Genomic DNA, 22990 nt, shown 5'->3' with positions numbered 1-22990 from the left:
TTTATTCTTGCCCGGGTTTTTGCGAACGCGGGCGAGACTATCGCGCAATGGAAATCACTATGGCGTCTTTAAATATTAAAAATACCGCGCTTATTCTCGGTAGCATGATTGCCGGCGGGATTATTTCTGTCGGTGTTTATACTTATTATTCATCGGCAAAGATATTGTCTGTAGCCGGGCCAGTTCAGCAAAAAGAAGCCAGAAAAGTGTTGTTCTGGTATGACCCCATGTATCCGAACACGCGCTTTGATAAACCGGGTAAATCGCCGTTTATGGATATGGATCTGATCCCGAAATATGCCGATGAAGAGACCGCGAACGCGTCATCACCAGGCGTGCGCATCGATCCTACACAGACCCAGAACCTGGGGCTGAAAACAGAGCCAGTGCGTCGTGGACCACTGCACTACGCGCAAACTTTCCCGGCCAACGTTAGTTATAACGAATACCAGTTTGTTATTGTTCAGGCACGTTCTGCGGGCTTTATCGAGAAGGTTTACCCGCTGACAGTGGGGGACAAAATTAAGCAGGGTTCGCCGCTGATCGACCTGACTATTCCTGATTGGGTTGAGGCGCAGAGTGAATATTTATTGCTGCGGGAAACGGGAGGTAGCGCGACGCAGGTGGAAGGGATTCTGGAGAGATTACGTCTGGCTGGAATGCCTGAAGCGGATATTCAGCGCTTAAAATCGACGCGTAAAATTCAGACCCGCTTTACCCTGAAAGCCCCTATCGATGGGGTGATCACCGCATTCGATTTGCGTACCGGTATGAACATTTCTAAAGACAATGTGGTCGCGAAAATTCAGGGTATGGACCCGGTATGGGTCAGCGCGTCGGTTCCGGAATCAATCGCCTGGCTGATTAAAGATGCCTCGCAATTTACCATCACCGTGCCCGCCTGGCCGGATAAGCCTTTTACCATCAGCAAGTGGAGTATCTTACCAAGCGTTGATGCGACCACGCGGACGTTGCAGCTCCGTTTGCAGGTTGATAACCCCGATGAGGCGCTCAAGCCTGGGATGAATGCTTACCTGCAACTGAAAACACAAAGCGAGCCAATGCTGCTGATCCCGTCTAAAGCGCTGATTGATACGGGTACCGAGCAGCGGGTAATCACCGTTGATAACGAAGGCCGATTTGTACCGAAACAGGTTGCGGTATTCCATGAATCTCAGGGGCTGACGGCTATCCGCTCCGGCCTGACCGAAGGCGAAAAAGTGGTGTCCAGTGGCCTGTTCCTGATTGATTCCGAAGCGAATATCTCTGGCGCACTGGACCGTATGCGCGCCCAGAACAGTAAGACGCAAGACGCAGCCGCCATGCCAGCCCAGGCGACCCATTCACACTGAGGACATGATAAATGATTGAATGGATTATCCGTCGTTCGGTGGCAAACCGTTTTCTGGTGATGATGGGGGCGCTGTTTCTTAGCGTCTGGGGAACCTGGACCATCATCAATACGCCGGTTGATGCGCTGCCCGATCTTTCTGATGTTCAGGTGATCGTCAAAACCAGCTATCCGGGTCAGGCGCCGCAACTTGTTGAAAATCAGGTGACCTACCCGCTGACCACCACCATGCTGTCGGTACCCGGCGCGAAAACCGTGCGCGGTTTCTCGCAGTTTGGTGATTCCTACGTGTACGTCATTTTCGAAGATGGTACCGATCCTTACTGGGCGCGCTCGCGCGTACTGGAGTATCTCAACCAGGTTCAGGGAAAATTACCGGCTGGCGTTAGCGCGGAAATGGGACCGGACGCCACGGGCGTCGGCTGGATATTTGAGTATGCGCTGGTGGATCGCAGCGGGAAACATGATCTGGCGGAATTACGTTCTCTTCAGGACTGGTTTTTAAAGTATGAGTTAAAAACGATTCCTAACGTGGCGGAAGTCGCCTCGGTAGGCGGCGTGGTTAAACAGTATCAGGTCGTTATCGATCCGATGAAGCTGACGCAATATGGCATCAGCCTGGCGGACGTGAAATCGGCGCTGGATACGTCGAATCAGGAAGCGGGCGGCTCATCTGTTGAGATGGCCGAAGCGGAATATATGGTCCGTGCCAGTGGATATCTGCAAACGCTTGATGATTTCAATAACATCGTCCTGAAAACAGGGGCCGACGGTGTACCTGTTTACCTGCGCGATGTGGCGCGCGTACAGATTGGGCCGGAAATGCGCCGTGGGATCGCCGAACTGAATGGCGAAGGCGAAGTCGCGGGAGGGGTGGTTATCCTGCGTTCCGGTAAAAATGCGCGTGAGGTGATCTCCGCCGTTAAAGCCAAACTCGATACGCTGAAAAGCAGCCTGCCGGAAGGCGTAGAGGTAGTTACAACATACGATCGCAGTCAGCTCATCGATCGCGCCATTGATAACCTCAGCTATAAGCTGCTGGAAGAGTTTATCGTTGTGGCGCTGGTGTGTGCGCTGTTCCTGTGGCATTTGCGTTCGGCGCTGGTGGCGATTATTTCTCTGCCGCTGGGGTTGTGTATCGCGTTTATCGTGATGCATTTCCAGGGGCTGAACGCCAATATCATGTCGCTTGGGGGAATTGCCATTGCCGTCGGGGCGATGGTTGATGCCGCAATCGTGATGATTGAAAACGCCCATAAGCGGCTGGAAGAGTGGGGGCATCATCATCCGAATGAAAAGCTGGATAACGCAACGCGCTGGAAGGTTATTACTGATGCCTCGGTAGAAGTCGGCCCGGCATTGTTCATCAGCCTGCTGATTATCACCCTGTCGTTTATCCCCATTTTCACGCTTGAGGGGCAAGAAGGGCGACTGTTTGGCCCGCTGGCGTTCACCAAAACGTATGCCATGGCAGGCGCGGCATTTCTGGCGATTGTGGTTATTCCGATCCTGATGGGATTCTGGATCCGTGGAAAAATACCGGCCGAAAGCAGCAACCCGCTTAACCGTTTTCTGATCCGTATTTACCATCCGTTGTTGCTGAAGGTGTTGCACTGGCCCAAGACCACCATTCTGGTGGCGGTGCTTTCAATACTGACGGTTGTCTACCCGCTGAATAAAGTCGGTGGTGAATTCCTGCCGCAGATTAACGAAGGTGATCTGCTGTATATGCCTTCGACATTGCCGGGGATCTCAGCGGCGCAGGCAGCGGACATGCTGCAAAAAACCGACAAGCTGATCATGACCGTTCCTGAAGTGGCACGCGTGTTTGGTAAAACCGGTAAGGCAGAAACCGCAACAGACTCCGCGCCGCTGGAAATGGTTGAAACGACGATCCAACTGAAGCCGCAGGACCAGTGGCGTCCGGGGATGACGATGGACAAAATCATCGCCGAGCTGGACAAAACCGTACGCTTGCCGGGGTTGGCGAATCTGTGGGTTCCGCCGATTCGTAACCGTATCGACATGCTCTCTACGGGGATCAAAAGCCCAATTGGCATTAAGGTGTCGGGTAATGTTCTGGCAGATATCGACGCCACGGCGGAGCAAATTGAAGAGGTGGCCAGAACCGTGCCGGGTGTCTCTTCGGCGCTGGCCGAGCGTCTGGTGGGCGGACGCTATCTCAACGTAGATATCAATCGTGAAAAAGCGGCCCGGTACGGCATGACCGTAGGTGCAGTGCAGCTGTTTGTCACTTCAGCGGTAGGAGGGGCAATGGTGGGCGAAACGGTGGAAGGGATTGCACGCTATCCTATCAACCTGCGCTATGCGCAGAGCTATCGTGATAGCCCGGAAGCATTGCGTAATCTGCCGATTCTGACGCCCATGAAACAGCAAATTACGCTGGCGGATGTCGCCGATGTGACGGTGGTTTCGGGGCCTTCGATGCTGAAAACCGAAGATGCGCGACCAACCAGTTGGATTTACATCGACGCCCGAGATCGTGACATGGTCTCAGTGGTGAACGATCTGAAAAAAGCTATTGCTGAAAAGGTCCAGTTAAAGCCGGGGACCAGCGTGGCGTTTTCGGGGCAATTCGAGCTGCTTGAGCGCGCCAGCCATAAGCTCAAGTTGATGGTGCCAATGACGCTGATGATTATCTTCGTCTTGCTTTATCTGGCCTTCCGTCGCTTTGGCGAAGCGCTGCTGATTATCACCAGTGTGCCTTTTGCGCTGGTGGGCGGCATCTGGTTCCTTTACTGGATGGGTTTCCATATGTCGGTCGCAACAGGGACCGGATTTATCGCCCTGGCAGGTGTTGCTGCGGAGTTTGGCGTGGTGATGCTGATGTACTTGCGCCACGCTATTGAAGCCGAACCCGCGCTGGAAAATCCGCAAACCTTTACGGCGGATAAGCTGGATGAAGCGTTATATCACGGTGCCGTGCTGCGCGTGCGGCCAAAAGCGATGACCGTGGCGGTGATTATCGCGGGTCTGTTACCTATCTTGTGGGGGACGGGAGCAGGCTCAGAAGTCATGAGCCGCATCGCCGCGCCGATGATTGGCGGCATGATCACCGCGCCATTGCTGTCGCTATTCATTATTCCGGCTGCGTATAAGCTGATGTGGCTGCACAGACACCGTAGCCAAAAGTAATGCTTTGAAACGCTCGCCTGCGTCGGTTTGGTCGCCGAAGCAGGCGCTGCGTTATACCTCCAGTGCCTTCACGCGTTTGCGGTACTCGCCCGGCGTACAGCCAAATTCTCGTAAAAAGACTTTATGGAATGACGATTCGCTGGCGTAGCCCACCGACTCGGCCACCACAACCAATGGCTGCGACCCACGTGACAGCATCTGGGCAGCGAATTGCAGGCGTAAAGTGGTTAATACTGCGAGCGGCGTGGAGTTTGAGACTTCACGAAATAGCTGCGCGAAGCTGGCCCGCGACATATGCGCACGTTTCGCCAGTTCTTCGACGGTCCAGGCAAACGCCGGGGACTCCAGCATCATGAAGACGACAGCCCCTAGTTTGGGATGAAGCAGTAGATTCAACACGTTTTGAACGGGGGTCGCCTTGGTTAACCATTCGCGAACGGCTAAGGCGAACAGTGTGGCGCATTGTTGACTGCAGACTACACTGGAACCTGGCAGAGTACTCATGGATTCCTGTTGCATCAAAGCAATCATGGCCTTGAGCCAATGGCTGACAGGGCTATTTTCATCAGGTGCCAGAACCAATACTTCCGGTAACGCAGTTAAAAAATAGCGTGAGGAAGCGTGCAATCGAAGGCTGCCACAAACAATGTGTGTTTGTTCATCGCCAGACTGGCAGAGCCGATGTGCGGAGTTTTGCGGCAGGATCACGATAGTACCGGGCCGCAGAGTAAAAGATGTCCCATCGGGCATGTCCAGTTGGGCTGCACCTTGTGTGACCGTATGCCAGCGGATAATGGACAATTCACCTGCTGCGTGCGGCAGTTGCCAGTCCCTGCTCAGTAGGCAGTTTTGGTCAATTGAGCCTTGTGGGTCGTTAAGCATCAGTAATCGGCTAAGGGCATCCATGGAGACTCCTGAACATTTTTTTTGTTGTCGTTTATTGAAACGCTATTATCTCTTTATTTCATTATTATATTAATACCTTCAAAGTGTTAGTGTAATGATTCATTCTCGAAATGTTAGTCATCTTTAAGGCTAATTTAGACGATCTGACAGTTATCGGCGAGTTGTGGATACATTGTTCAGGCAGAGTTAGAGCTATATTTCAGTTCATCAAACGAACAGTGACTTGGCGGAGAGACAGCATGAATCAGTATCAGGCGATTATTATTGGATTTGGCAAAGCGGGTAAAACGCTGGCGGCAACACTGGCCAAAACGGGTTGGCGGGTAGCGATTATTGAACAGTCAAACACCATGTATGGCGGGACATGCATCAATATCGGCTGTATCCCAACCAAAACCCTGGTACATGATGCTGAACTTCAGCATGACTTTACCGAAGCAATGCAACGCAAGGCCTCTGTTGTCAGTTTTCTGCGCGATAAAAATTTCCATAATCTTGCCGATCTGGAAAACGTGGATGTGATTGAAGGTCGTGCTGAATTCGTTGATAACCATACTGTGCGAGTCGTGCAGTCAACAGGCGAGATTGAGCTGAGCGGCGAGAAAATCTTTATTAATACTGGCGCCCAGTCAACGATTCCAAACGTTGAGGGATTAACCACGACACCTGGCGTATTTGACAGCACCGGGCTGTTGAATTTGACGCAACGTCCAGAGCGTCTGGGCATTTTGGGCGGTGGATATATCGGCGTTGAATTCGCATCAATGTTTGCCAACTTTGGTAGCAAAGTCACTATTTATGAAGCAGCTCCGCAGTTTTTGCCTCGTGAAGACCGGGATATTGCTGACGCTATCGCCAACATTTTACGCGACAAAGGCGTCGAGCTGATCCTCAATGCCAACGTGCAGTCGGTCTCCTCTCATGATGGTGCAGTACAGCTGCACATGCCGGAGGGGGCCCAGACGGTGGATGCGCTGTTGGTAGCATCAGGTCGCAAACCGGCGACAGAAAACCTGCAATTGCAGAAAGCGGGTGTGGATGTAAACGATCGTGGTGCCATTGTTGTGAATAAATATTTGCGTACATCGGCAGATAACATTTGGGCAATGGGCGATGTCACTGGTGGATTACAATTTACCTATATCTCGCTGGATGACTTCCGTATTGTGCGTGACAACCTGCTAGGCGAGGGGTTACGTAACACGGGCGATCGTCAAAACGTACCGTATTCCGTCTTTATGACGCCGCCGCTTTCCCGCGTCGGAATGACTGAAGAACAGGTTCGCGCCAGCGGTGCGGCGGTGCAAGTCGTGACGTTGCCGGTAGCGGCTATCCCGCGAGCGCGGGTGATGAATGATACGCGTGGTGTTCTTAAAGCGGTGGTGGATAGTGAAACGAAACAAATATTAGGCGTATCGCTGTTGTGTGTGGATTCTCATGAAATGATTAATATCATCAAGACGGTTATGGATGCAGGATTACCTTATACCACATTGCGTGACCAAATATTTACCCATCCAAGCATGAGCGAATCACTAAACGATCTCTTTTCTCTCATTAAATGATAATAGCGTAGTCTGCATATTTGCCCCACCCGTGTGGGGCTGTTTTTTATTTGTTTTTTATATTCCTGATACTAATTGACAGTTATTCTGGCGTTACGGATGGAATAAAATAAAGTGACATGTTTTATTATATTCCCACTGAAATAACTCGTTAATGGAAATAGAAATGAACATGTTTAAATCTACGTTACTAATGACTGCGTTACTGACTTCTCCGGTGACATTTTCCGCGTTAGCGCAAACAGAGGTTGCCCACATTAGCGTATCAGCCGTGTCTGGCTCTCCTTCCGTGGTGGAAGATGCCATTGCGAAACTGGCGCAGGAAAAGAATGCGACTTCCTGGAAAATTACCTCAATGCGCATTGATAGCAGCACTCACGCAACGGCAATTTTGTACATGTGAGGAGAGCCGGGATGGAAAAGTATCTTCGTATATTGGGCAAAGGCGATAGGGTTGGATTAACCTTGATTCGCTTGAGTATCGCGATTGTTTTTATCTGGATTGGTTTATTAAAATTTGTACCTTACGAAGCCGACAGCATTACGCCGTTTGTCGCCAATAGTCCGGTAATGTCATTTTTTTATGAGCATCCAGAAGAATACAAACAACATTTAACCCACGAAGGTGAATTCAAACCGCAGGCTCGTGAATGGCAGACGGCGAATAACACGTATACGTTCTCAAATGGCCTGGGCGTAGTCGAAGTTCTTATCGCTTTGCTGGTGCTGGCTAATCCTGTTAGCCGTTGGTTGGGATTAATTGGCGGCGTTCTGGCATTTGCCACACCAATTGTTACCTTATCATTTTTAATAACCACACCAGAGGCATGGGTAATGCCACTGGGTGATTTACACTACGGATTTCCGTACTTGTCAGGCGCCGGACGGTTGGTGTTGAAAGACACGTTAATGTTGGCGGGAGCAGTGATGATCATCGCAGATTCATCCCGATCAATAATTAAGCAGCAGTATTGAATTTTTAACGTTGTGCCCTCTGTAAGATAGTAAGCCACTATAGTTCGATTCGGTACTTACCGGGCCAGCAGGATGCTGGCTTTTTTCTGCCTTAAGGGAAATTTATTGTAAATATAAGATTATTCAGTTTATAAGAATAACTAATCAGTTCTATTTCCCTGATTAATGATATAGTGCTGTAAGCATTTTTCCTCCTTCCTGTGAAAGCGCGGCAACCCGCATACTGCGTAGTCTTCCGGCCATGAAAGCTCCATTTTTCTCTATTTTTTTCTGTACAATTCTTGCTATTTGTTATCTCAAAATCATATCTCAAAAAAGCTAGTTATTCATTTTTGTTATAGTTAATCAACAAGTTCGCGTGGTTTTAGGCATGTCTTAAGCTAGAATTAATCCTGATTAAATGTTTTTACGTATCAATAACTGACTAAAGATAGTTAAAAACTTAATTTTTAACCAACTGTTTGACATGGAATCCACTATGGTAATTAAGCACCAGGGGTGGATGCTGATCTCGCGTTTTGTGAGTAACCAAAGGCGGGACATATCTTAAATATGGAAATAAGGGTTTTAGAATGAGCTTTGGCTTAGCAAAGGAAGACAAGTTTGAAATCATCGCTATCCTTCGTGAAGAGCTTCATAAGAAAACGAAACTGGAAATCCTGTGTGGAGACAGTAGCGTTATCACGCAGTTAGAGAAGGTTGATTTCGAACGGTTTGTCATCTCCGGACACGGAGATATTGTTCCTGAAAAGGTCCAATACTTTATCCTGCACAGCGAAAGCGGGATTGTAAAATTTAGTGCCAGGTTCGAACAAACCTCGTCAGCAGGTGCGGAAGCAGGATTATCCTACTTCATCCCGGATATGATTTTCTTTGCCCAGCAGAGACAAAATCAGCGTTTTTCATTCCTGAAGGGTTATGACTTTTTCTGTTTTGGTCGTTACAAAAATGGAGAAAACTACTCTCTCAAGATTAAAAATATCTCGCAGGGGGGTTGTGCGTTAATCGTTAAAGATGTAAACGCCCGTTTTCTTTATAAAGATGCGGTGATTAAAAATGCATCTCTGGATTTCGATACCTTTGGCAGTTTACAACTGGACTTAAAAGTGATTGATGTCGTCCCGATCAATGAATTTGATGAGGATAATCAGTTGTATTCCTGTCATCAGATTTCATGTGAGTTCGACTTTAAAAATCGTCGTGAAGAGACTGAAGTCGAGAAAATCATTATTAAATTTTTAATGAGTAACAAGATTAGAAGCTTATAAGGAACGGTGAACAGGATGTTGATGTGTGGCAGTGATAATTTTGTGGGCAATGGTATGTTTGCCTACCTGACCAGCAAACATGTACCGATACAAACATTCCAGTTTGAGGATATGTTGCATCAGTCATCATTATGCCAGCATCAAACCATGGTTTTTAATATCATTGATAATGAACAAGCGTGTTCAGACATTGTTCAGTTTTTGAATAAAAACCGATTCAAATTTTATAATAACGTCGTGGTGATTGTTGCTGATAGTTTGGTGGCGAAATTATGCGTAGAGTTATTATATGTCGAAAAAACAATAGTTTTGACTGAAAAATCTTCACTGCGTGATTTTGGTCAATTGGCGACATTATCAGTCGGGAAATGGAACCCCCGACTGTATCGTTCGCAGAAGAGATTAACCGAAAGAGAACAGCAGATCCTGAACTTACTGGTAAGTGGTTATACAGCCAAAGAAATTTCTGAGTTAGTTAGCCTGAACTATAAAACGATTCAGGCACATAAGATGAGAGTCGTCGCCAAGCTTGGCCTGATCAATACCTCTGATTTAAATAAGTTAATTGTCAGATTTACCCATCGTATGTCTTTTTTACCCTAACCTGACCATTCTTTTCTGATGTAATACACCTAATAGTAGATACAATTCGGGAGTGATTTTGACTGGTTTTTAATTTTATGATTTGTAGAGGGAGAGGGGAATGTTTAATTCCAATGAGGTGCTAACTGCGCTTGAAAAGGCTTTGAATACCAGTCAACTTTATATGGTTTATCAGCCTATTTTCAATTTGCATGCTCAGCGTATAAGCGGATTTGAAGCATTAATGCGTTGGAATAGTCCTCAGATGGGTATGATCTCTCCCGATGTTTTTATTACCTTACTGGAAGATAGCGGCAATATTATTTCCATTGAAGATATGGTTACTCACTCTCCGTGGGATGTTGCAACTTCCTGGCCTGACCCCATTGTATTATCCGTCAATATTTCCGCGCTTGAATTCTGCGATCCTCTGTTACCCCAACGCGTCAGACAAAATCTTGCCACTTCCGGATTGCCGGTCCATCGATGCCAAATAGAGGTCACGGAAACGTCACCGCTGTGTGACAGCCAGATTGCGGCTAAAAATATGACGGAATTAAAGGCGATAGGGGTCAAGCTTGCGCTTGATGATTTTGGAACCGGTCATGCTAATCTTAATTACCTGTTGAAATATCCTTTTGATACCTTAAAAATTGATAAGGAATTTGTCACCGGTATTGAGCCCGACACCCGATCAACAAAGATTGTTGAGGGTATTATTTCCCTGGCGCATAATTTTGGTATTGAAGTTCTTGCCGAAGGGGTGGAAACCCAGTCCCAACTGGAACGGTTGATGCAGATTGGTTGTGACAAAATTCAAGGCTTTTTCATTTCTCCCCCGGTGCTGGCAGAAGAGATCCCTTCACTCTTAGCACAATATAATCGTTAATCCCTCCTTATTTACGTTTCCCAATACCTTAATTGTTCCGCGTTGCTGGTAAGTCTGTTGGCCCGATAAGCGTAGCGCATCAGGCGGCCCTGAACGGCAAAAAAAGCCCCCTGCAGAACAGGGGGCTGGCGAGTTATGTCTGCTTAGAACGATTTCTTAAAGCCGATAGAGGCATTGACCGGGGCTTCTACCTGCGACTTACTGCCGCCGTTGCTGAATTGCGTACCCAGCTCACCGTAGACCTGCAGGTTTCTGTCGATAGACCATGACAGGCCGGCTGCAACTTCAGTGCTGGAGTACTGCTGTGAAGATTCCAGCGTAGTGGTGGCTACCGCATTGCTAAAGTGCGTTTTGTCTTTTGAACCCAGACCCTGCCAGACGTTAACCCTGCCGTACGGCTGGAATTTGCCATGGTTGGTGTCATAGTCAGCGACCAGACGCACGCCCAGACGCGCGGTAAAGGAATCCGCGGTATCCATTTTCACTTTCGTTGGGGTCACACCATCCAGCGTGCTGTTATCAAAGTCGCTGTACTGGTAGATCAACTGAGCCTGAGGTTCCAGACTCCATGCGCTGGCACCTAAACGGAACGATTTACCTACCTCTGTCGACGCCGTCAGCGTGTTGCCTCTGACCGTATACGAGCCGTTGTTACCGGTCGCCTCCAGGCGGGATTTATGGTTACCGTACTGCAGGACGTTATCAACATACATACCGTCACCCGAGAACCAGGTAGCATAGCCGCCGACGTAAAATGCGTTGTCGTCGATGTTACCGCCTTTGCCATCGCTGCCTGTCTTCGTGCCTTTTACGTTGCTGTCGATATCAAGGATGCTGGTATACATCCCGGCTTTCCAGCTTTCGTTAGCATACATATCAACGCCGACCTGAATGCCCATGGTATGGGAGCTGGTTTGCGTACCGGCCGCGTCATCCAGTTTGGTTTTGCCGGAGTAGCCAATCATTCTTGCCCACGCGCGATTGTCTTCATCAATGCCCGGTTTAACCTCGTCACCCATACGTTGGTGCATGTTACCCAACAGGCTAATATCACCCTGACGTACGACGCTGGCGAGGCCAGAATACAGCATGGTTTCTGGACGGTATTCACTTCTCAGATACCAGTTCTCACCCTGGCCCTGAGCATTACCCGCATGCAGTTGGTACTCAAACGCACCTGCAGCCATACGATCGGCGGCAAGATGGAAGGCATCCCGCGACGTTTGTGCGGTGGTGGTTGCGCCATTGAGCGCTGTCACCACTTCGATACCATCCCCAATGGTCGGCGCGCCGAGACCAGAACCATCGACATCCAGCAGCGTGCTACCGCTGGCTTTACCGCCATCGATAATCAGACGGTCGGCAATGCCTGCGCCGCTACCATTCTGGATAGCCGCCATGTTGATAGTCCCTTTTTCGCCGGTGTAATCCCCTTTGACGGTTAAGGTTGTGCCAGTCTGCTGACCGATGAGCGAGACATCGCCACCGTTGCTCAGGCCTGCTACCGTTTGGTTGTAACCCTGAGTGTTCAACGTGGTGTCTGCGACCACATAGTGGTGAGATGCGCTACTCAGGGTGTTGGTATTACCCGCTTGCAACACGCCGTTGGCGATCAACGTCGCGCCGCTGTAGCTGTTTTCACCTTGCAGCTCGGTAATGCCGCTACCGGTCTGATGCAACTGGCCTTTACCACTGATATTGCCGGTCAGCGCCAGGGTATCGCCACGATTGACGTTGAGTACGCCGTTATCAACGACATCCCCCTGAATGCTGCCGATATCACCGCCGTTACCCAGCTGTAAAACACCTTGTTCGATGGTGGTGCCACCGGTGTAGGTGTTATCCAGCGTCAGGGTGAGGGAGCCTTTACCGGTTTTGGTCAGTTGACCGTTACCCTCGACTTCCGTCAGCAGAGAAACGTCATGCCCGTTGGTGTCGAATGTCCCGCCTCCGGATTCCAGCGTCACCTGACGGGCAGTATCAAACGCTTCGCCATACTTCAGCGTACCGCCATTAAAGGTAATTCCCGTATCTGCCGCACCCAGGTTGGTATCGCCCGCTACCTGCAGCGTCCCGGAGGTGATGGTCGTTCCGCCGCTGTAGGTGTTGTCGCCCGTGAGGATGAGGGTACCGAGATCGCCTTTATTCAGGCCACCGGTACCACGGATAACGCTGTCGATAGTCGCGGTGTAGTTGGCGCCGTCTACTGTGCCATCGCCAACGCGAATCAGGGTGTTGGCCGTATCGGTGGTAATGGCTTCGCCGCCCACGCGATAACCATCGGTGGCGAACTGCGCGCCGCTAATGATGACGTCGCCTTTGCTGTTATCGACGGTCACGTTGCCTGCTTCACCCTGAAAGACGGCAAACGCGGCATCGGTAAACGGTGCGTTCAGCGCGCCTTCCGGCGTTGATTCATCGGTAGTCCAGTTGTCGTTACCCTGGCTGGATTGCCAGATACCGTCGCCGCCGTTGATGACGCCGTTGTTTTTCAGCTCGCCATTCTCATCACCGGTGCCGTCCCAGAAGCGCAGCGTCAGTCCGGCGTGGTTGACCAGGTTGACCTGATTTTTCACCGATGTCTGCACGTACAGGCTGTCAGCCGCTTCCGGCGCGTTAGCAATATCCATCACATTGTTGGTCAATGTGCCGGTGTAGTTGATGACGCGATAGACGCCGACATCAAAGCTGCCGCCCGGTGAGGTTTCAATGTTGAGCTTACCGTCAAGCGTCAGATCGCCGTTTACGTCAATCAAGTCGTTGAAGGCACCGCCCGGGGTGTAAGCCTGACCAAACTGATAATCCAGCTGTGCGTTATCATTGAGCGTCAGCGAACCGGTAGTCAGTTTACCCACGCTGTTGATGGCCGCACCTGCGGTAATATGAGCGTCGTCCAGCACATCAACCGCGCCGCCAATAATCCCGTTACCGCCGAGCGTTGCCCCGGATTTCACTGTCACCTGGCCGGTAGCCGCAGACTGATTACCGTTGACCAGCAGTATGCCTTCATTGACGTCCGTGGTGCCGGTGTAAGTATTGTCGCCGGTCAACGTTAACGTACCGTCACCGATTTTCACCAGACTACCGTCGTTGCCGCTGATAATGCCGCTGATGGTGTCATCAAGATGCAGATTACCCAGCGACAGCTCTTTATTGCCCAGTTCGACATTACCTGCGCCGGACAAGGAGCCGATCGATGTTGCGCTGTCGACTGCGCTGATATCGACCTTACCGCCCGCCAGGTTTTTAACGACGGTGTTCTCTGCCATCGCCTGGTCAGCAAAGGTCATCAGTCCGCTGTTGTTCACGGTGGCATTGCCGCCGCTGGCATTTTCTTCCAGCGCCAGAGTACTGTCTTTTGACACGTTAACCGTCGCGTTGCCCGCGGTGGCGTTGTTGGTTAACACCGCTTTCGCCGTGCCCGTCAGGTTCAGCATTGCACTGGCGGCGGTGACGTTATCTGCCAGCGTTAACAGGCTGTCGGCGATGTTCATGGTCAGTGATTTCAGGCTGGTATCTGTCCCGCTGACATTGAGCGTCGCGCCCTTATTGACGTTCACGGTGCTGCTTTCATTACTGCCAAAGGCTCCGGTTTTGCTGACGTTGACCGTCACATTGTTGGCGTTTCCGGTACCGGCAATTTCTGTATCGCCTTTGTAGCTGTTTGCGCGGTCGAGCGACAAGGTGCTGCCCGCATCGCTAGAGCTGCTGGTGACTTTCAGTTTACCGTCGCCGGTAATCTCGCCGGTTGGCGTGAAGTGGTGCGAATTGAGATCGAACACCGCAGCATTCTCATTCGCTCCCAGCTCAATGGTGCGATTGCTGGTCAGGTCCGCGCCCAGTTGCAGCGTTGAACCGTTATTGATTGCCAGGTCAGTTCCGCTCTGGCCGAGATTGCTGTCGGAGGAGATCTGCAACGTGCCGCCATCAATGCGCGTGCCGCCGCGATACTCGTTATCGCCGCTGAGGATCAGACGGCCAAGGTCGGTTTTCACCAGCGTCAGCTTGTCAGCAGTACTGGCTTCGCGGATAACAGACTCAATGGTCGCGGTATAGTTTTGCCCCGCGCCACCGGCGCCAACGCGCAGCAGCAGTTCGCCAGTTCCCGGCGTCTGGCCTGCGTGGGTCGCGTTTTCCGTGGTGGCATACGCGTTAAGCGCATCGCCTTTAACGACATAGCCATCGGCATCAAACTGTGCCCCGGAGAAGTTAACTTCTCCCGCGGCGTTGTCCACGGTAACGGTACCGCCTTTGGTGGTGAAGACGGCGAAGGACTTCTGTGCCCAAGGGGCGTTACCTTCACCGGTTGCGGTGGTCCAGTTGTTATCACCCTGGCTGCCGATTGCCATCCATTTGCCATCGCCACCGTCAATTTTGTTGTCGCCTTCAATGCCCGACGCGCCGTGGCTCTGATTGACGGTTGCGCCGTCCCAGAACTGCAGGGTAACGCCGTTGGCGTTCACCAGGTTGACCTGTTTGTCGATAGAGGTCTGGACAAAAATATTGCTCTTATCCTGGCTGTCCGGTATTGCGCCTAATTCCAGCGTCTGGTTATCCAGCGTGCCGCCGTAGTTATAGATACGGTACACACCCGGTCCGAAGTTACCGTCCTGTGAAGTGGTGACATCCAGAGTCCCGTCCAGTTGCAGATCGCCTGCGACGTTAATCAGATCGTTTAGCGCGCCGCCTGGCGTATAGGCCTGACCCAGTTCGAAAGCGGAGGTCGTTTTGCTGCCAAGCTGCAGATTACCGTTAATGGATAACGTACCCGCACCGCTGTCACCGGCGCTGAGGGTCGTGGCATCGTTCATCAGCACGTTGCCGCCGATAGTGCCATTACCGCCAAGTGTGGACGTGCCGCTAACGGTGGTGGCACCGCGCGCCGCGCTTTGATCGCCATTCACCAGCAGCGTGCCGTTGGTAACGGTGGTGTCGCCGGTGTAGATGTTGTTACCGTTCAGACGGGTAATGCCGCCGCCGATTTGCTGCAGCGCGCCAATACCGGAGATCACGCCGTTGAGCAGCACGGTGTTGGCGCGATTAATCGCCAATATGCCGTTGTCGATAATGTCTGACACGGCGCTGACTTCGCCTGTATTTCCACCGTCACCCAACTGCAGCGTACCGGTTTGAGCGATAGTGGTAGAGCCGGTATAGGTATTGTTGGCGGTAAAGACCGTGGTGCCGCCCGCTGCACGTTCAAATTTTCCGTTGCCGCTGATGATACCGCGATAAATTTGCGCCGCTGAAGCATCACCCTGGGTATCGAAGATAACCCGGCTGCCTGCGCCCTGGGTCGTAACATTGTAATCGCCAATGCTTGCGGCAGTACTGGTCGGCTCGACGTGGTCGCCGGTGCTCAGGGTTGCGCCATTGTTTACGGCAATGGTTTTGCTTGCCAGCGTCAGGTTTTCTACGACGCGGACATCTGCGTTTGAGCCGCTGATGGTCAGCGAATCCCAGCCGGTGCCGATGTTGGTGCCAGTGGTCAGGTTGTCGCTTGCCAGCGTACCAATCTTCGCACCTTTCGTATCTGTGAAGGTGAGGGCGTTGCCGCTACCTGCTTCAGTAGTGATGTGGCGTGTTTTATCCAGCGTCACATTGCCGATGTTGGCTTTATTGTTACCGCCAGTACCGGCGAAATTCACTTCGCCAGCATAGGTGCCGCTACGCCAGTTAAAGATGTCCGCACCTTCGCCGGTATTGATTACGCCGCTGGTTACACCGCCGCTGATATCAATGGTGTCATTGCCTTTGCCGGACTGAATGGCCACGGCCGTGTCGTTGATGGCCTGCAGGGTTCCCGTGTTGGTAATGGTTTTATTACTGTCGCCGCTGGCGTCAATCACCGGTGAGGTGGTGCTGGCAGAGATAATCTTGCCGCTGTTGGTGACAGCATTGACGTTTTTCGCGATGATCGCCGAACCGCCTGTGCTGTCATGCACGTTGATGTCGGCATTGGTGGTAACTCGACCATCCGTATTAGCGCGAATCCCGCTGCCCTCACTGCTTAGTACCTCAATGGTATAGCCTTTGCCGATGGTCAGATCGCCCGTCACCGAACCGCCATTGCGTTGTTCAAAGGCAAAGCCGGTACCTTTCCCGTTGACGTTGAGGATATTGTTCAGCCCGTCATTCATGTTCAGCGCCACGCTAGTCCGAATCCCCGGACCATTGTTAGCATTGATGGTCACGTCGTTGAGCGTGATATCGGTGTTGTTGGCATCGTTCTGAATACCTGCACCCGAACCCAATGCGCTGATGGAAACTCCTCTGGCGGTCAAAGAGCCTGCGCCCGCATCCCGACGAATACCATCGGCCGTACCATTGGTCGTGATGGCATCGCCCGCATCACCGGTAATACTCAGGCTTGCACGATTGGTCAGCAGAACCCCTGCGGTTCCATCATCAACGGCTACCTGGCCCAGTCTTTTTATCTGGGCGCTGTCACCTGAAGCCAGTACGCCAATACCGTTGCTGACATGCAGGGCGCTGGAAGAGTTGTTAGTTAAGCTCCCGCCTTCTTGCACATCAACGCCGATGCTGTTTACGCTGTCCAGATCGATAATCGATTTGGTGTTGAGGATCAGGTTACCCAGATTCCTCGCCACATAGGCGATAACCTTGTTGCCGCTGGTTTCAGAGGTAATGCTGGCATCAGAGGTGAGGGTTGTCTCCACCGTTTTACCCTGTTCGGAGCCGTTTAAATTATGCCCCTTGCCGTCAACAATCCCGGCAGTGGTTCCTACACCGGTCAAATTGATGATGGTTTTATCGCTAATATTACCGCTTGCGCCGCCTTCAATCACAATGGCAGTTGCGCCCATCCCCCCAATGTTGAATGTCGCTTCACCGGTGACAACGTCAGTACCTTTCCCTGTACCCAGTACACCAACAGAGTTGTTACCGCTGAGTGATAGTTTAAGATCGGAGTAAGCTCCGCTCACGGGGTCCTTACTGTTACCGGCAAATTTGGCGCCCTCAGCAACACGGAAGATAGTGGTATTAACCTGACCATTATCATTCATCTCCGTCTTGCCAATGTTAGCGACCGCATTGGAGCCGTATAAAAAGTAGCCTATCTGGTCGGTGCTGTTAAATACAGGGCTACTGTCGTTATTGATATTCGCCGTCGCACTACCACGAACGTGCACCCCGATGTCCCCGGTGCCCTTCAGCGTAATACCGGAAGAGATATCCGCAATCGCCTGCTTTCCAGCGGAGCCTTCAACCCAAATAGCGTAGTTACGCTCGTTGGTACTACCTTCACCGTTCACTGTAATTTGACCGGCCTGGCTGGTGGTGACTTTGGCATCCGAGCTGTCTGCACGAACATGAATGCCAATATTACTTTTGCCGTTAACATTAATTTGGCCGTCATTACGAATAGTTTGACCAGCATTTGCGCCGCTGTTATGCACCGACATCCCGTAGTTTGACAGTCCGGATGTCGCACCATTAACTGAGATTTCGCCGGAGTTGATAACATTCCCGCTCGCACCAGCGACCAGTAAGCCGGCTGCGTTACGTACGCCGGTTCCGAGGGTAATTTTCCCTTCGTTAGTCACAGTCCCTGCGCCGCGCACATGGATACCTGCGCTGAGGTTAGCGCCGCCAGTCAATTCGACATCCTGTGCGGTGTTAGAACCATCACGACCGAGATAAATCGTGGCGTCAGTACTGTTAGTGAAATTGGCATTTTCAGCCACTTCAACGCCATAAGCGGTACCTTTCCCGAAGGAGGCGCCGTTGGCGTTACCGTCCACCACATTGATCGTTTTGTTGTTAACCCCGGTTGAGTCTCCTGACAACAGCATCCCAATGGCCAGCGTAATTGGCGTTGTTACCGTGGTATTGGTATCCCACGGGTTGGCTGCAGAGGCGGTACCATAGTTACCTGTTGTGACAGCCTGGTTTATGATGCCATCGTTGGTGACAGTACTGGTCCCTTTGCCCTGCATACCGATAGCGCCGTAGCTATTAACAGCCTGTCGTCTATCTTTATCGATGAACAAACCGGAGTTGATGGTGCCGGTGTTGGTTGCCGTAGCATTTTCCGCCAGCATACCAATCGCCAGACTGTGGCCTGTGGAAGTACGCAGTGCGTTGAGGGAACCCTGGTTCGTAATGACAGCCCCATCTGCGCCTTTCATCACGCCATTAATGCTGCCATCTACCGCCAGCACAGAATCTTTGGTCACAGTGCCGGTCGCACCCGCGCCATGCGCGTATACGGCGTGCAGCTCGGTATTACCGATCGTGGCGTTATTGGTATGGCTTTTACCATCCTTCCAGACCTGGTATTGCCAATCAACCGAGCCGGTTACGGTATCGGATTGCAAAACGTTGCTAATCAGATCCGCATACCAATCTTCAACGTCTTTGAGCGACATCGTGCCGCGATTGGCATCCAGCATCAGCTGAAGTTGACTGACCTTTTGCCCCTGCGAATTTAAAACCGTTGCATCACTTTCGCCCAGCAGCCAGTCGTTAAGATCGCCCAGTTCCTGAGTATTGGTGATATCAAACTCCTGAGTGCCGGTTTTCACTGCATCACCGTTGCTATCGTATCCGTAGGTATCGATAGTCAATACTTTGCCGAACTGGTCCATTGTCTGAGAACCGTTAAAGGTTTCGTTCGGGACGACGGGGGCGGCGCCAAAAGAGATGTAGTTATCGGAAATCCAGTTAACCTTGCTGCCTGTACCGCTGGCTTCAAGCAAGGCGCTATTTTTGGCAAGGAGTTTGATGGTGTTTTCTGCATCGCGGGCATTTTTCTGATCGTTACCAATGTTCAGATTGGCCGTCGAACCGTCGCTGGCCTGCGCAATGCCAAAGTTGTTGTAGATTTTAGAAAGGGTTGAGTCATAGGTATTTAACGTTATGCCATCTAACGGAGTTTCGGTCAGATAGCGAACCAGTTCATCGGTGTTGTAGACCTGCATAGCCGCAGGGGTTTCTAATGCAGGATCGATGATAGGAATTTCTTTATCTTGCGAAGGTGTCGTTGATGGCTGGTTGAAGTAATACTTTTTCAGATCTTCAACTTCGGTAATCGGGGTGCTAACGCCCCCAATGTTCGCCGTGAGCGTAATCTTCTTTTGCTCTAGCAACTGCTCAATAGTGGCTGATTCGACCAGCCCGGTTTGGCCTTGTTCAATTTTCGGCAATGCGCCAGTGACGTTTAACACTGCACCGTTAGTGGCGTTCTTGTAGAGGAAGCCATCATTGTGGATGTCGTCGTTCGTGCCCGGTTTAATAACAATATTGTTATAATCAACGGAAATATCATGATCGCCAGTTTCATCCGCCATAACAAGCGGAGAGGTGCTGAGTAATGCCGTTGCTGCCAATACTGCAACCGTTTTACGCGAGCTGCTTTTTTTCTTTCCTTTTGTTAATTCAGAAACGACTACCCAGATACCGAGCGCCGCGTTCCAAATAATGCTGTAAACTTTGTTCATATATAACCCTCGTCTACATTCCTGTTATGCATGTGTTAATACATTGAGTTGTTGGCTATGGTTGGCACGCGGATGTGCTACCCGGTAATAGATTTTTGGGAATAGGGTTTCCTTCCGTGCGATGCGGAATTAAAAAGCGAGTCGAAAGAAAACCTTTTTAAATAATAACCGTGATAATTGTCCTTAAATAAGTCAGTTACGGCTGGCTATAGTGGGAAATGGTGTACTTGAGCCGGGTGTTATTTTTGCCGAGTTTTCTGGCAATATTGCTTTTGTACGCCCCGATGGTTTTTTCACTTTTTTGTGATGCCCCGGCGATTTGTGTCAGTGACCATCCTCGGGCAAGCATCATCATTACGTTGAATTCGTTTGCTGTGATCTTATTTTGTAATGCTTTGATATTATGTTGGTTATTGTTCTTTGTGATACGTGTAACGGTATGGTGTAGCCGATCAAGACTGGCATCTTGATCAAGAAACAGCATGTTCTTCCCACAAACGGTTTGAAAAAGAGTAAAAGTAGCTTCATCTGCCAAAACAATAATTTTGGTGACAGGTCGTAAAGCCATGTTGCGGATAACCCTGGCATATTTTAAAAAATCTGATTTGTCAGGATTAATGATGATGCAATCCGTTTCATAAGGAAGCATTTTGACAGCAGAAAGCGTCTGGGAGGAGTAATACGCGATATCAATATATAATGATGAGCCACGTAGGATTTCTCACATGCCTAGCCAAGGGTAAATTGAGTCACCCAAAAAAATAGCCTTTGACATAACGATCTCCTTGAAATTTTGGTGCAAGCGGCCGCCTCTTTTTTTTAGGTCAAAAAAGAGTTTCTTGCGACGCGTGAAATGTTAATTAAATCTCGTATAACGTTCTGTGCTGTGAACGTATCCTTATTAATTCCAGATTAAACAGATATTCTCTGTATTTATTAGAATCATTAACTATTCTTAAAGTAGATATTACACTTTGTTAAAATTTAAGATAAATCGTTTATTTCAGCTCTGCGTAAATGATTGATAGATTTCGCTTATGGATCACGTGAATAATGATTGAGTGATTACTATAAAGACAGGGTATTCCTATCCATTTGGGAGGGGATTTACATGAAAAACATTATATTTCAGATGGATACCCGTTTTTCTTAATGAGATGACTGGTGAGTAGGAGAATTCTTAATCAAGACCAGGACAAAGAGAAGGGGCGTCGAGGGGAAGAGAGAAGTATCGCTATATTTGCAGTTATCGACCTGAAATTCGAGTATTCAGGTTGATAATTCTTAGTGTTGTGATTTTTTTAGGGAATTATCCTATTTTTGTCTTTTTGTGCTTAATTTTAAAAGCTCACTTGAAGAGGTTATTTTTTCTGATTGCTATTGCTGATAGGGCTTAGCCCGCCAACAGTTCCTGTTCTACCTGATGCACCTGCTGTTCCAGCGTATTGCGGATTTCCGTAAGCGCCCGTTGTTGATCGGAGAAGTAGGCTTCTTTATCTGTCACGGAGGTGGCAAGCCGCCAGGCGTTCTCGGCTTCCAGTTCGGTAATCTCTTTGAGCAGCGCGTTAATTTGTTCTCTGAGCTGCTGTATTTTGCTGCGTAAATGCTGCAAATCGTTCAATCGGTCACTCGCCATCATCGGTTCGAGGCCGCTTTGCAATTGAGTCAGTAGCGCCCGGACGGTGGCAAGATCGGCATTTTGGCGCGCCTGGTTAAGCTGCACCATCATCTGATGCGCCTTCTCTTTCAGATCATCGGCTACCACGTCCGGGTGGCAAAGACGGCTGGCCTGACGCCACAGGCGTTTTAACTCATTACGTTCATCAGAGGAAAGCCGCTGGTCACGGCTAAAACGATGCTGTGCATCCTGCTGCTGCTCCTGATATTCATCATATTCATGGCTGGCCTCTTCCTGTGCCCGACGGGTTGCGCTGTCGTCCTGGCGAGAAAAGTCGTTTTCCAGCTCACGAATCTCCGCCAGCAGGGCGGTAATCAGTTCAGTTTGCTGCTGAATACGTTGGCGTGTTTCCACCGATTCGCGCGAATCTGAATTCTGGTTCATCCAGTGCTGCTTGAGCCTGGCCAGTTGATCAACAGCCTGGGAAATATAGTGCTGACAGGATTGATAGTCTTTTTCCCGGCGTTTTCGCTCTGCTTCCTGTTTGCGCTGGGCGCTGGCGGCGAGCTGTTTACGCAGTTCGAGGATGCGGCTCATCAGCGGTCCAAGACGAAGGTGATACAGATCGTTGAAATCATCGAGGATTTGAATGCGCGTGTTGCGCTTATCGATCAGGTCACGCAGCTGTGTTTCGAGCGCTTTGAGTTCCAGCTTACTGGCGGCAATGGCTGGATCCTGCCACGTAGAGACTGCTCGTTGAGATTGCAGCCAGGCCGATATTTCACGCAGGGCATCACTAAAGCGTCGTTCTTCGATCGCCTGCACAATGGTGCCAGGTACGACTGACAAAGGCTCATTTTTAAGATGCGCCACCTGCTGGAAAATAATCTCCTCATCTTCCAGTTCAATAGCGCTTTTGACGATTTCCAGTCGTTTGATGATCTTATTCATGACAGTCGTTGCCTGGCCTGGCTAAAAAACGAGTGGCTGAAGTACAACAGGTTCACCCGTTTGAAAATGTTAGAAAAACAGTAAAGCGCATTCTGTGGCCTGCGATGCCTTTTCGTCCAGAATAATTCACTGTAATTATGAAAAACCGGAAGTCGCGCGCACCTGTCTGCATCTTCAAACCTCTGTTTCATGTTTTTTACTCTCGGGTAATTATTCTTGATTCAGTAAAGATAATGCGTATAGTTCTCATTCTCTTTTGTTATTA

Annotated in this window: 12 protein-coding genes; 8 read left to right on the top strand and 4 right to left on the bottom strand. The window is 50.2% G+C overall.

Translation table 11 applies throughout. From position 1 onward, the window contains the following. Positions 1-59 precede the first annotated feature (59 nt). Positions 60-1352 carry an efflux RND transporter periplasmic adaptor subunit gene (locus IB222_RS16920; protein ID WP_149384101.1) on the top strand — a complete coding sequence of 431 codons (1293 nt, stop codon included), beginning with the start codon at positions 60-62 and terminating at the stop codon, positions 1350-1352. A gap of 11 nt (positions 1353-1363) precedes the next feature. Continuing rightward, positions 1364-4507 carry a CusA/CzcA family heavy metal efflux RND transporter gene (locus tag IB222_RS16915; protein WP_126318922.1) on the top strand — a complete coding sequence of 1048 codons (3144 nt, stop codon included), beginning with the start codon at positions 1364-1366 and terminating at the stop codon, positions 4505-4507. A 51-nt stretch (positions 4508-4558) separates the two neighbouring features. Here the strand turns inward: IB222_RS16915 and rclR are convergent, their stop codons facing one another. Continuing rightward, positions 4559-5413 carry a reactive chlorine-specific transcriptional regulator RclR gene (rclR, locus tag IB222_RS16910; RefSeq protein WP_048214745.1) on the bottom strand — a complete coding sequence of 285 codons (855 nt, stop codon included), beginning with the start codon at positions 5411-5413 and terminating at the stop codon, positions 4559-4561. 239 nt (positions 5414-5652) lie between these two features. Here rclR and rclA point away from each other — a divergent pair, with 239 nt between their 5' ends. The 6 genes from rclA to IB222_RS16880 all read left to right on the top strand — a co-directional run bounded on the left by rclA (position 5653) and on the right by IB222_RS16880 (position 10692). After that, positions 5653-6978, top strand: a complete 1326-nt coding sequence (gene rclA, locus IB222_RS16905) for a reactive chlorine resistance oxidoreductase RclA (protein ID WP_149384102.1) — start codon at positions 5653-5655, stop codon at positions 6976-6978. 172 nt (positions 6979-7150) lie between these two features. Then, complete coding sequence (gene rclB, locus IB222_RS16900; protein ID WP_188055295.1) at positions 7151-7381, top strand: reactive chlorine resistance periplasmic protein RclB; 231 nt, start codon at positions 7151-7153, stop codon at positions 7379-7381. Positions 7382-7392: 11 nt separating this feature from the next. Next, positions 7393-7953 carry a reactive chlorine resistance membrane protein RclC gene (gene rclC, locus IB222_RS16895; RefSeq protein WP_126318916.1) on the top strand — a complete coding sequence of 187 codons (561 nt, stop codon included), beginning with the start codon at positions 7393-7395 and terminating at the stop codon, positions 7951-7953. A gap of 572 nt (positions 7954-8525) precedes the next feature. Continuing rightward, a complete protein-coding gene (locus tag IB222_RS16890) occupies positions 8526-9221 on the top strand; it encodes a pilus assembly protein PilZ (protein ID WP_148362295.1) in 696 nt (231 codons plus the stop codon). Between the two features lie 21 nt (positions 9222-9242). Then, positions 9243-9824 carry a LuxR family transcriptional regulator gene (locus IB222_RS16885; protein WP_174785022.1) on the top strand — a complete coding sequence of 194 codons (582 nt, stop codon included), beginning with the start codon at positions 9243-9245 and terminating at the stop codon, positions 9822-9824. Positions 9825-9924: 100 nt separating this feature from the next. Then, complete coding sequence (locus tag IB222_RS16880; RefSeq protein ID WP_003831149.1) at positions 9925-10692, top strand: EAL domain-containing protein; 768 nt, start codon at positions 9925-9927, stop codon at positions 10690-10692. A gap of 143 nt (positions 10693-10835) precedes the next feature. On the opposite strand, the gene IB222_RS16875 is transcribed toward IB222_RS16880, so the two are convergent. From IB222_RS16875 to IB222_RS16865, 3 genes are all read right to left on the bottom strand, one after another. Beyond that, on the bottom strand, positions 10836-20156 hold the full coding sequence (locus tag IB222_RS16875; RefSeq protein WP_149384104.1) for an autotransporter outer membrane beta-barrel domain-containing protein: 9321 nt from the start codon (positions 20154-20156) through the stop codon (positions 10836-10838). Positions 20157-20352: 196 nt separating this feature from the next. Then, positions 20353-20874 carry a LuxR C-terminal-related transcriptional regulator gene (locus tag IB222_RS16870; RefSeq protein ID WP_348925951.1) on the bottom strand — a complete coding sequence of 174 codons (522 nt, stop codon included), beginning with the start codon at positions 20872-20874 and terminating at the stop codon, positions 20353-20355. Between the two features lie 675 nt (positions 20875-21549). Further along, positions 21550-22725, bottom strand: coding sequence for a DnaJ family molecular chaperone (locus IB222_RS16865; RefSeq protein ID WP_149384105.1), 1176 nt, complete (start codon positions 22723-22725; stop codon positions 21550-21552). Positions 22726-22990 lie beyond the last annotated feature (265 nt).

The organism is Citrobacter sp. C13 (assembly GCF_014596815.2).
In the GTDB taxonomy this organism is placed as follows: domain Bacteria; phylum Pseudomonadota; class Gammaproteobacteria; order Enterobacterales; family Enterobacteriaceae; genus Citrobacter; species Citrobacter portucalensis.
The sequence above is the reverse complement of the archived record's forward strand: the minus strand, read 5'-3'. Positions and strand labels throughout refer to the sequence as shown.

Excerpts from the sequence above, each read along its gene's own strand:
- IB222_RS16920 (WP_149384101.1), top strand. The coding sequence starts at position 60 with ATGGCGTCTTTAAATATTAAAAATACCGCGCTTATTCTCGGTAGCATG.
- IB222_RS16915 (WP_126318922.1), top strand. The coding sequence starts at position 1,364 with ATGATTGAATGGATTATCCGTCGTTCGGTGGCAAACCGTTTTCTGGTG.
- rclR (WP_048214745.1), bottom strand. The coding sequence starts at position 5,413 with ATGGATGCCCTTAGCCGATTACTGATGCTTAACGACCCACAAGGCTCA.
- rclA (WP_149384102.1), top strand. The coding sequence starts at position 5,653 with ATGAATCAGTATCAGGCGATTATTATTGGATTTGGCAAAGCGGGTAAA.
- rclB (WP_188055295.1), top strand. The coding sequence starts at position 7,151 with ATGTTTAAATCTACGTTACTAATGACTGCGTTACTGACTTCTCCGGTG.
- rclC (WP_126318916.1), top strand. The coding sequence starts at position 7,393 with ATGGAAAAGTATCTTCGTATATTGGGCAAAGGCGATAGGGTTGGATTA.
- IB222_RS16890 (WP_148362295.1), top strand. The coding sequence starts at position 8,526 with ATGAGCTTTGGCTTAGCAAAGGAAGACAAGTTTGAAATCATCGCTATC.
- IB222_RS16885 (WP_174785022.1), top strand. The coding sequence starts at position 9,243 with ATGTGTGGCAGTGATAATTTTGTGGGCAATGGTATGTTTGCCTACCTG.
- IB222_RS16880 (WP_003831149.1), top strand. The coding sequence starts at position 9,925 with ATGTTTAATTCCAATGAGGTGCTAACTGCGCTTGAAAAGGCTTTGAAT.
- IB222_RS16875 (WP_149384104.1), bottom strand. The coding sequence starts at position 20,156 with ATGAACAAAGTTTACAGCATTATTTGGAACGCGGCGCTCGGTATCTGG.
- IB222_RS16865 (WP_149384105.1), bottom strand. The coding sequence starts at position 22,725 with ATGAATAAGATCATCAAACGACTGGAAATCGTCAAAAGCGCTATTGAA.